Origin of the sequence: Pseudonocardia kujensis (assembly GCF_021283305.1) — a bacterium.
GTDB lineage: Bacteria > Actinomycetota > Actinomycetes > Mycobacteriales > Pseudonocardiaceae > Pseudonocardia > Pseudonocardia kujensis.
The window spans coordinates 46,128-55,413 of the sequence record NZ_JAJSOK010000052.1 but is presented as its reverse complement, the minus strand read 5'-3'; the positions used below and the strand labels follow the sequence as shown (position 1 = coordinate 55,413).

General features: G+C 75.6%; 13 protein-coding genes. 3 read left to right on the top strand and 10 right to left on the bottom strand.

The genetic code is table 11. From position 1 onward, the window contains the following. The 6 genes from LWC35_RS28215 to LWC35_RS28190 form a co-directional block, all read right to left on the bottom strand. Window positions 1-211, bottom strand: a 211-nt coding sequence (locus LWC35_RS28215) for a DUF4040 domain-containing protein (RefSeq protein ID WP_232873301.1), incomplete at its 3' end; no start/stop codon positions are given. Beyond that, the gene (locus tag LWC35_RS28210; protein ID WP_232873300.1) at window positions 208-513 is read right to left on the bottom strand and encodes a monovalent cation/H(+) antiporter subunit G; all 306 of its coding nucleotides are present in this window, start codon (window positions 511-513) and stop codon (window positions 208-210) included. The genes LWC35_RS28215 and LWC35_RS28210, both read right to left, overlap by 4 nt. Continuing rightward, on the bottom strand, window positions 510-761 hold the full coding sequence (locus tag LWC35_RS28205) for a monovalent cation/H+ antiporter complex subunit F (protein WP_232873299.1): 252 nt from the start codon (window positions 759-761) through the stop codon (window positions 510-512). The genes LWC35_RS28210 and LWC35_RS28205 overlap by 4 nt, the downstream gene beginning before the upstream one ends. Beyond that, complete coding sequence (locus tag LWC35_RS28200) at window positions 758-1,213, bottom strand: Na+/H+ antiporter subunit E (RefSeq protein WP_269804945.1); 456 nt, start codon at window positions 1,211-1,213, stop codon at window positions 758-760. Before LWC35_RS28200 ends, LWC35_RS28205 begins: the two co-directional genes overlap by 4 nt. Before the next feature lie 63 nt (window positions 1,214-1,276). After that, window positions 1,277-2,269 (bottom strand): NADPH:quinone reductase, encoded by a 993-nt coding sequence (locus LWC35_RS28195; RefSeq protein ID WP_232873297.1) that lies wholly within the window; start codon window positions 2,267-2,269, stop codon window positions 1,277-1,279. 63 nt (window positions 2,270-2,332) lie between these two features. Beyond that, window positions 2,333-2,848 (bottom strand): GNAT family N-acetyltransferase, encoded by a 516-nt coding sequence (locus LWC35_RS28190; protein ID WP_232873296.1) that lies wholly within the window; start codon window positions 2,846-2,848, stop codon window positions 2,333-2,335. A 251-nt stretch (window positions 2,849-3,099) separates the two neighbouring features. Here LWC35_RS28190 and LWC35_RS28185 point away from each other — a divergent pair, with 251 nt between their 5' ends. From LWC35_RS28185 to LWC35_RS28175, 3 genes are all read left to right on the top strand, one after another. Further along, entirely contained in the window at window positions 3,100-3,678 is a 579-nt protein-coding gene (locus LWC35_RS28185; protein WP_232873295.1) for a hypothetical protein, read from the top strand. Window positions 3,679-3,862: 184 nt separating this feature from the next. Beyond that, entirely contained in the window at window positions 3,863-5,290 is a 1,428-nt protein-coding gene (locus LWC35_RS28180) for a PepSY-associated TM helix domain-containing protein (protein ID WP_232873294.1), read from the top strand. Between the two features lie 4 nt (window positions 5,291-5,294). Further along, window positions 5,295-5,837: a nucleoside/nucleotide kinase family protein gene (locus tag LWC35_RS28175; protein WP_232873293.1), complete on the top strand. Its 543-nt coding sequence runs from the start codon at window positions 5,295-5,297 to the stop codon at window positions 5,835-5,837. Between the two features lie 107 nt (window positions 5,838-5,944). Here LWC35_RS28175 and LWC35_RS28170 read toward each other — a convergent pair whose 3' ends face one another. From LWC35_RS28170 to LWC35_RS28155, 4 genes are all read right to left on the bottom strand, one after another. Further along, window positions 5,945-6,694: a hypothetical protein gene (locus LWC35_RS28170; protein WP_232873292.1), complete on the bottom strand. Its 750-nt coding sequence runs from the start codon at window positions 6,692-6,694 to the stop codon at window positions 5,945-5,947. Beyond that, window positions 6,691-7,596 carry an ABC transporter ATP-binding protein gene (locus tag LWC35_RS28165; protein ID WP_232873291.1) on the bottom strand — a complete coding sequence of 302 codons (906 nt, stop codon included), beginning with the start codon at window positions 7,594-7,596 and terminating at the stop codon, window positions 6,691-6,693. The genes LWC35_RS28170 and LWC35_RS28165 overlap by 4 nt, the downstream gene beginning before the upstream one ends. Then, a complete protein-coding gene (locus LWC35_RS28160) occupies window positions 7,593-7,952 on the bottom strand; it encodes a GntR family transcriptional regulator (RefSeq protein ID WP_232873306.1) in 360 nt (119 codons plus the stop codon). The genes LWC35_RS28165 and LWC35_RS28160 overlap by 4 nt, the downstream gene beginning before the upstream one ends. A 496-nt stretch (window positions 7,953-8,448) precedes the next feature. Next, complete coding sequence (locus tag LWC35_RS28155) at window positions 8,449-9,219, bottom strand: ANTAR domain-containing protein (protein ID WP_232873290.1); 771 nt, start codon at window positions 9,217-9,219, stop codon at window positions 8,449-8,451. Between the last annotated feature and the right edge of the window lie 67 nt (window positions 9,220-9,286).

Below are 9,286 nucleotides of genomic sequence, written 5' to 3'. Positions count from 1 at the left end.
CCATGAGGGGGACGACGGCGGAGCCGACGGCGAGCTGCGCGAGCGCCACGTCCGGGGCCTGCAACACGAAGAAGAGCACCGCGAGCGCCAGGCCGGACACCGACAGGGTCACCGCCTGCCGGGCGGGGTCCGTCGTCGACACCACCGCCGTCCCGAGCGCCGCGACCAGGGTGAGGGCGACCAGCACGGTCGCCAGGGCCACCCCACTCACCGGTCCCGCTCCGCCGCCGGTCCCCGCGCCCGTTCCGCCAGCCTGCCCGTGGCGCTGCCCAGCACCGGCCCGGTCAGGGCCAGCAGGAACACCGCGAAGAGGATCTGGGCGGTGGCGAGGGTCCAGCCGTTCGTGATCGCCAGCCCGAGGCCGAGGAGCGGCCCGCCGACGGACGTCACCGGGGTGACCAGGTGCAGCCGCGCCAGCGCGTCCCGCGTCACCAGCGCCCGCAGGGCCGAGCCCACGACGACGAGCACCCCGGCCCCGGCCGACACCGCCGCGACCACCTCCGCGGCGCTCACGGGTCCCTCAGCAACCGGGTGAAGACCAGCGTGCCGGCGACGGAGAGCACCACCAGCACCAGCGGCACGATCAGCAGCGAGGACTGCCCGCCCGCCTGGGCGAGCACGAGCAGCAGCAACGCCGTCACCGCGGCGGCCAGTTCCAGCCCGACCAGGCGTTCCACGGGCCCGCCGCGGGCCGCGAGCCCGGCCGCCGGCAGGAGGCCGCCGACCAGCAGGGCCAGCCCGCAGACGTACCAGACGATCACGACCGCACCACCCGGGACACGTCCGGCCGGCCGGTGCCGAGGGCGTGCACGACCAGGCGGCGCCCGCCCCGCTCGTCGAGCACCACGCTGCCGGGCGTGGCGGCGACCGCGACGGTCGCCAGCGCGCGGTACGTGTCCTGCGCGGCGGATCCCCGGGCGCCGACCTCGTCGAGCACCACCTCCCGCACCCGGCCGCCCGCGGTTCCGGCGAGGAGGACGCGGACGGTGTCGGTCACCGCGCCGAGCGCCACCGCGGGTGCCCAGCGCAGCACCGCGCGCGGTACGCGCCATCGGGCGCCGAGGGCCCGCCGGGCGCGCAGCGCGACGACCGCGCACGGCAGCGCGCAGACCGCGGCGGCGAGCAGTTCCGGTGTGGACACGGTCGAGACGGTCAGTACCCACACACCCGTGAGCACGAGCCACCAGACTCCGACCTCGGCGATCCGGACCATGCGGAGCTGTACCCGACCGCCGGGCCCCGACACCTCGAGGTGCCCGGGTGCGGGCCGTGCCGACTATCCGATGTCGACCAGCACCTTCCCCGTGGCCCCGGACTCGACGGCCTCGTGGGCGGCGGCGATGTCCGCGAGCGCGAAGCGGTGCACCGGCAGCGCGCTCAACGCCCCCTCCGAGACCGCGACCGTGATCTCGCGGGCGGCCGCGGCGAGGTCCTCCCGCGGCACGCCGTAGAGCAGCACGAACCGCAGCACCGCGTTGGCGGTCATGAGCTTCCGGACCGGGATCACGGGGTCCTGCGGCGTGGCGGCGTAGGTCACGATCGTGCCCCCGGGGGCCAGCAGCGCCAGGTCGAGGTCGAGGTTGGCGCCCAGCGCCACCTCGACGACCCGGTCGACCTGCGGGACCAGTTCCCGGATCCGCTGCTCGGCGTCGGGCTCCCGATAGTTCACGACGAGGTCGGCACCGGCGCGCCTGGCCAGCTCGGCCTTCTCGGGGCCCGACACGGTGGTGACGACGGTGGCCCCGGCCCAGATCCCGAGTTCCACCGCGAAGTGCCCGACGGCGCCCGCGCCGCCCGCGACCAGCACGTTCGACCGGGCCGGGGAGCCGCCGGTGAACAGGCAGCGGTACGCCGTCATGGCCGGCACGCCCAGGCAGGCGCCGAGCTCGTCCGACGCCGACTCCGGCAGCGGGACCGCCTGCTCCTGCGGGACCACGCAGTACTCCGCCGCGGTGCCCCACTCGGCGACCGCGGCGGGTCCCGTCCCGCCGGGCGAGGCGAGCCAGAGCCACACCCGCTGGCCGACCCGCACCTCGTCGACCCCCTCGCCGACGGCGTCGATCTCGCCGACGCCGTCCTGGTGCGGGATCCGGACGCCCTGGAACGGCCGGGCCGTCGTGCCGTCCCGGGTCTTGACGTCGGTCGGGTTGACCGCCGACACCCGGACCCGGACGCGGACCTGACCCGGTCCGGGCTCGGGGGTGTCGACCTCGCCGACGGTCAGGACCTCGCGCGCGGGTCCGGTTCGGTCGTAGAAGGCTGCCCTCATACCGACAGACCTACCCTGCCGGCGGCGCGGGCACCACGGCAGACGCCGGCAGTCGGCACGGGATCAGCGCCCCGCAAAGGGGGCGGCGCCCTCGGGCACCCGCCCGCCGGGCAGGACCGCGTGCACCGCGCCCTCGCTCTCCACCAGCACGGCGCCGAGTCCGCGGAGCACCGCGACCGCGGCCGCGTTGTCGTCCGTCGTCGCGGCGATCACGGGCCGGCCGCCGGCCAGCGCCACCAGCTCCCGGACGGCGGCGCGCCCGACCCCGCGTCCGCGGGCCCCGCGGGCGAGCCAGATCCCGACCTCGAGGCCGTCGGGGACCGGCTCGAGCCGGCCTGCGCCCACGACCGTCTCGCCGCCTCCGTCGTCCTCGAGGATCGCCCACGTGCGCTCCACGGGCACGACCGCGCCCACCGACCGGCGGCGGTGGAAGGTGAGGAAGGCGGCGCGGGCGGCGTCCGACCAGCCCGCGGCCCCGGAGACCGGCGGCATGACCTCGGCCGGCTCGGCTCCCGCGACGGCGGCGTCGAGCAGGGCGACGAGCATCGGCTCGTCGAGGGTGCGCAGGGTGACGGTCACGGCCGCGAGTCTGCGGGCTGCGCGCGGCGTGGTCGAACGAATTCACGGTGAACGGACCGCGTCGGACCGCATCGGGCCGGGTGACCGCGACGGATGCCGGATCGTGAGCGCGGCCACCGGGCGGGCGTCTTGCTCCCGGGTTCCGCCCGCCCGTAGGGTCGGTGCGGACAGCGACCGGTGGCGCACGCTCGGTGACCGGCCGCTGCTCGCCGCCCGGTCTCGCCGCCGTGCGACCGCCGGGGAGGTCCGGAGTGCTCCACCAGCCCCACCGGTACGGCCCGCGGCGCCCGGTGCCGTGCGGGCGGACCGCGCGGACGGCGGCGGTCACGGTCACGGCCCTGGTCACCGCGGTCGGCGGGCACGCGCTCGGCGGCGGCGGGCTGCCGACGCTGCCCGGCATCCTGCTCGCGCTGCTCGGCCTCACCGGCCCCGGCTGGTGGCTCGCCCGGGACGAGCGCGGCTGGGAGCGGCTCGCCGCGGCCCAGCTCGCCGCCCAGCTGGGGGCGCACCTGGTCTTCGAGGCGACCGCGGACCCGTCGGCGGCGGGGCACGGCCACGGCGACGGCCTCGGTCCCGGGATCGTGCTGGTCGCCCACCTCGCCTCCGCCGCGGTCGCCGCGGCCTGGCTGCGCTCCGGCGAGCGCCGCGCCGTCGCCCTGTCCCGGCGGGCCCTCGCCGCCCTGTTCGCCCTGGTCACCGCCCTGGTCGGGCGGGGACTCCCCCGCTACCCGGGACCGGCCCTGCGGCGCCCCGCGTCGGCCGCGCCCCGCGTACGGGAGGCGCGGCTGCGGCACGCGATCGTCCACCGCGGCCCGCCGCTGCCCGTCTGAGCAGGCCGCGCGCCCGGAGCGCCGGCTGCTCCTCCCTCCCGGGTCCGCTCGTCGTCGCGCCGCGACGGGCTCAGGTGTGCCCTCGTCCCGCACCCGGCGGACCCGTCCCGACCTTCCGCCGTCGTCCCCCCGGACCGCGGCGGTGCCTCCGCGCGCCCGCGCGCCGCCCCACCCGGAGACCCCCATGTCGCTCGTGTCCGACCCCACCCCCGAGGGGACCGCCTCCCCACCGACCGCGCCGACCTCACCGACCTCCCCGACCGCGCGCCGCTCGGCCTGGAAGGGCCTCGCGCTGCGGCTGCACTTCTACGCCGGGCTCCTCGTGGGCCCGTTCATCCTGGTCGCGGCGGTGACCGGGGTGCTCTACGCGCTCGCCCCGCAGCTGGAGTCGTGGCTCTACGACGAGCAGCTGCACGTCCCCGCCACCTCCCGCGAACTCCCGCTCGCCGACCAGGTCGCGGCGGCGCTCGCCACGAACCCGGCCGGCACGCTCGACGCCGTTCGCCCCGCCCCGGACCCCGGCGACACCACCCGCGTGCTCTTCACCCAGGAGGGCCTGGGGGAGTCCGAGCGCCGGACCGTCTTCGTCGATCCCGGCACGGCGGAGGTGAGAGGCGAGCTGGTCACCTACGGCACCAGCGGCGTCCTCCCGCTGCGGATGACGCTGGACCAGCTGCACCGCAACCTGCTGCTGGGCGAGCCGGGGCGGCTCTACTCCGAGCTCGCGGCGTCGTGGCTGTGGGTGGTCGCGCTCGGCGGGCTCGTCCTGTGGGTCGCCCGCTGGCGCGCGCGGCGGGCCCGGCGGGCCGCCGACCTGGTGCTGCCCGAGCGCGGGGTGAAGGGGCGGCGCCGGCTGCTGGGCCGGCACGGCGCGCTCGGCGTGTGGCTGCTGCTCGGCATGCTCTTCCTCTCCGCGACCGGGCTGACCTGGTCGACCTACGCCGGTGCCGGGATCAGTGAGATCCGGGCCCAGCTGGGCTGGAGCACGCCGGCACTGGACACCGGGGGCGGCGAGCACGCCGGCCACAGCGGGCACGACGGCGGCACCCCGGCACCCGTTCGTCCGGGGCAGTTCGACAGCGTGCTCTCGGTGGCCCGCACCGCGGGCATCGATGCCCGCCAGCTGGAGATCGGCGTGCCGGAGGAGGCGGGCGGGCCCTGGACCGTCACGGAGGTGAAGCGCAGCTGGCCCACCCAGGTCGACGCCGTCGCGGTCGACGCCGGCTCCGGCACGGTCGTCGACCAGGTGCGGTTCGCCGACTACCCGTTCATGGCGAAGCTCGCCCGCTGGGGCATCGACGCCCACATGGGCGCCCTCTTCGGCGTGGCCAACCAGGTCGTGCTCGTCGCGTTCGGGCTCGGGCTGGTCGCGGTGATCCTGCTGGGCTACCGCATGTGGTGGGTCCGGCGGCCCGCCGCCGGCCGCCCCGCCCCGCTCGTCGGGCGCGGGCAGTTCCGGGCGCTGAGCCAGCCCGCCGGGTTCGCCGTGGTGCTGGCCGCGGTGGCGATCGGCTGGCTGGCCCCGCTCTTCGGCCTCGGCCTGCTCGCCTTCCTGCTGCTCGACGCCTGGCGGGGGTACCGCGCCGCGCAGCGGGGGTCCGCGGCACGCTGACCGCGTGACAGTCGCGACGACGGCCGGCGCCCTGCCCGACCTCGTCCGGGAGTGCCTTCCCGGGCCGGGCGGGTGCCGGCTCGTCACCGTCGACGGCTGGTCCGGCTCGGGCAAGAGCGTGCTCGCGGAGGACCTCGGCCGGACCGTCGACGCCCCGGTCCTCTCGATCGAGGAGCTCTACCCCGGCTGGGAGGGCCTCGCCGCCGCGATCCCGCTGGCCCGCGCGTGGATCGCCGAACCGCTCTTCCACGGCCGCCCCGCCCGCTGGTGGCCGTGGATCTGGGAGCGCGACGTGCGCTCCGCGGACCCGCGCACCCAACCCTGCGTCCCGGTCGTCGTGCTCGAGGGGTGTGGCGCGGGCGCGGCGGAACTGCGGCCCTTCACCAGCCTCGCGGTCCGCGTGGACTGCCCGCACGAGGAGCGGGAGCGACGACTGCGCGCCCGCGCCGACTGGCCGGGCTACGCCCCGCACCGCGCCCGGTTCCTCGCCCAGGAGCGCCGGTACTTCGCCGGCGCCCCGGACCCCGACGTGACCGTGCGGACCTGAGGACGGACGTCGCCCCCGAGAACGCGGGGGCCGCCGCCCCGGACCCCCCGATCCGGGACGACGGCCTCCCGCTCCCCCTCGGCGGTCCCCCACCGCCGTCGCGAGCGCTACACCGTGGCGCGGCGCAGGAACAGGTACGCGACCCCGGCCGCCAGCGCCGCGAGGACCGCCGGGTAGCCGGCGAACAACACCGCCGCGGGGGTGTCGCTGAAGAAGCGGCCCACGGCCGGCCACGCCTGCTGCCAGGTGAGCAGGACCGCGGCGATGCCGCCGGCCAGCAGCAGGCCGATCGACGCGGTCCACATCCCGAGCTGGCCGAACCGCTTGTAGATCGTGCCGGCGAGGATGCTCACGAAGGAGAACAGCAGGAAGGGCACGGTGTAGACGAGCCACTGCAGCACCCAGTTCTGCTGCACCAGGAACGGCACCCCGAAGAAGTGCAGCCCCATGCCCCAGCCGCCGGTCGCCTCCTCGAGCACGAGCAGCAGGGTCAGCAGCAGGCCCTGGACCGCCGCCTGCGCCAGGACGAACAGCGCGGTGCCGGTGAAGAAGTCGCGTCGCGTCACCGAGAGCCCGAGGGCGAACGGGAAGACCTGCGTCATCGTCACCAGGTGGGCCACGACCACGAAGATGTAGATCGACAGGAGCCCGCCGGTCACCTTCGGCTCGCCCGCGGGTGGGTCCGGCACCAGCGCGAAGATCACCAGGTTGATCGCGAAGGCGAGGGCGAGGATCAGCCAGGGCATCCCCAGCTGCACGGGCAGGTTGATCAGCTGCATCCGCGCGACGGCGAGCGGGCGGCGGCGCCGGCCCGGCGTGTGGAGCGCGGACGGGGCGAGGTGCGGAGCGGCGGTCATCGCGCGGCCACCTCCCGGCCGTCGTGGTTCTCGCGGCGGGGCTCCGTCGCGAGCTGGGTCGTGCGGACCACCAGCTGCTGCAGCGAGACGGGCTCGAACTCCAGCCCCTCCGAGCGCAGCCGGGTGTCGGGGTCGGCGCCCTCGAGCGTGACCCGCAGGAAGCCCCCCAGCTCCTCGCGGTGCAGCTCGGTGTGGCCGGCGGCGAAGGCCTTCACCGCGGCCGCCGGTCCGGTGACCGTGACCGCCCGGCCGCGCAGCACGTCGGCGTCCTCGTCCATCAGGATGCGGCCCTTGTCGATCACGACGACGTGCTCGATCAGGTCGGAGACCTCGTCGATCAGGTGCGTGCTGAGCACGATCGTGCGCGGGTGCGCGGCGTAGTCGGTGAGCAGCCGGTCGTAGAACAGCTGCCGCGCGACGGCGTCGAGGCCCAGGTAGGGCTCGTCGAAGAAGGTCAGCGGTGCCCGCGAGGCGAGGCCGATGATCACCCCGACGGCCGAGAGCTGGCCGCGGGAGAGCTTCTTGATCGTCTGCCTGGTGCGCAGGTGGAACTCCTCGACCAGGGACGCGGCGAGGTCGGCGTCCCAGTTCGGGTAGAGCATCGCCGCCGCGCTCAGCGCGTCGCGCACCCGGAAGCTGTCCGGGTACTTCTGCGCCTCCCGGATGAAGCACACCCGGTCCAGCACGGTCGGGTTCTCGTACGGGTGCAGGCCGAACACCTCGACCTCGCCCGCCGTCTCGAAGCCCTGACCGGTCAGGATCTGCATGATGGTGGTCTTGCCGGCACCGTTGCGGCCGAGCAGGCCGTGGACGGTGTTCTCCCTGAGTTCGAGGTTCACGTCGTCGAGCGCGGTGAAGCCGCCGTAGCGCTTCACGACCCCGCGCATCCGCACCGCCGTCATTCGTCGTCCCCCCAGACGTCGATCATCTTCTTGATCTGCTCGGCGTCCATCCCGAGCCTGCGGGCCTCCGCCAGCAGCGGCGCGACGAACTGCTTCGCGAACTCCTCGCGGCGTCGCTCCAGCAGCTGCGTCCGTGCGCCCGTGCTGACGAACATCCCGATCCCCCTCCGCTTGTACAGCACCCCGTCGGCGACGAGCTGGTTCACGCCCTTCGCGGCCGTCGCCGGGTTGATCCGGTGGAACGCGGCCAGCTCGTTGGTCGACGGGACCTGGCCCTCCTCCGGCAGCGAGCCGTCGATGATCGACGCCTCGATCTGCTCGGCGATCTGCAGGAAGAGGGGGCGCCCGTCGTCGATCACGGTGACCGCCCCGCCCTGTCCCAGTCCGTTGGTTCGTTACTCATGTAGGTAACCATGCAGCCACTGGGGTAGTGATGTCAAGTGGACGACCGACCACGACCGCGGACGAGGCGCACAAAAGGGCATCTGAGCAGCGGTGATCGTCGCTCGGCGCCCTTCGGGCTCCGGGGTTCGGCGCACGACGCCGGTGATCACGCCACTGCGTTCCGTGCGCGGGCGGACTCGGTCCGGGATTCGGAACCGGATGCGGTCGATGTGGTCCGAGATCGGGGCGAAGAGCTCGCGCCGGATCCGGTTGTGCTCGGCGTCCCGGTCATAAGTCCGGTAGGCCTCCTCGTCGTCGAGGTCGACGGTGAGGGCGTAGGAGCGGCCGTCGCGCGCGGCCCGGCACGTGGGGCTCTCCCACCACCGCTGGCCGGGTTCGACGCCGGCGTGCTCGAGCCGCTCGCCTGGTCGGCCGCGGCCGGCTACTACCTGCTCATGACGGGCCGGCTCACAGCTCCGACCGGCGGCCGGCGAGCGTCTCGGCGACCTGTGCGAGCTTGACGTTGAGCTGCTGCGAGGTGCGGCGGAGGATGTCGAAGGCCTCGTCCGCCGAGACCCCGCGCCGCTCCATCAGGATGCCCTTGGCCTGGCCGATCACGTCCCGGCTCTGCAGGGCCCGGCGCAGCTGGGCGGTCTCCAGGTCGGCGGCCGCGCAGGCCTGGGTGGCGGCCAGCGCCGTCGACGCGTGCGCGGCGAGCACGAGCGCCACCTCCCGCTCGGCCACGTCGAGCCCGCCCCGCTCCCGCGTGTAGAGGTTCAGGGCGCCCATCCGCGGGGCGTCGCCGTCGGGGAACAGGCCGACGGCCAGCACCCCGTGGATCCCGAGGTCGGCCGCGGCCGGACCCCACCGCGGGAACTGCTCCGAGGCGACGAGGTCCGCCTCCTGGACCAGCCCCATCCCCTCCCGGCGGGTGGCGGCCACGCACGGGCCCTCGTCGAGCCGGTACTGCAGCTCGTCGAGCCGGGTGGCCAGCGGCTCGGTCTCGACCGGGGTGTGGAAGCCGCGCTCCGGGTCGCGCAACGTGACGCTCACCAGGTCCGCCCCCGGCACCACGGCCTTCGCCGTCCGGATCACCCGGTCCAGCACCTCCGCGACGGTGCTCGCCTCCAGCAGGGCGGAGGCGAGCGCCACGAACTCGGCGGCCAGCGGCCCCGCGATCCGGTCGTCGGAGGAGACGAACCGCTGCCGGTCCTCCGCCCAGTCCTGCTCCGTGGTCACGCGTCGCCCCTCCGCCGTCTCCGACGGACGATCGTGACCCGTCGCGGGCGCGCAGGCAACCTCGTGC

Bases quoted from the DNA above. Each gene is read 5' to 3' on its own strand.
- LWC35_RS28200 (WP_269804945.1), bottom strand. From the start codon at position 1,213: ATGGTCCGGATCGCCGAGGTCGGAGTCTGGTGGCTCGTGCTCACGGGT.
- LWC35_RS28195 (WP_232873297.1), bottom strand. From the start codon at position 2,269: ATGAGGGCAGCCTTCTACGACCGAACCGGACCCGCGCGCGAGGTCCTG.
- LWC35_RS28180 (WP_232873294.1), top strand. From the start codon at position 3,863: ATGTCGCTCGTGTCCGACCCCACCCCCGAGGGGACCGCCTCCCCACCG.
- LWC35_RS28170 (WP_232873292.1), bottom strand. From the start codon at position 6,694: ATGACCGCCGCTCCGCACCTCGCCCCGTCCGCGCTCCACACGCCGGGC.
- LWC35_RS28165 (WP_232873291.1), bottom strand. From the start codon at position 7,596: ATGACGGCGGTGCGGATGCGCGGGGTCGTGAAGCGCTACGGCGGCTTC.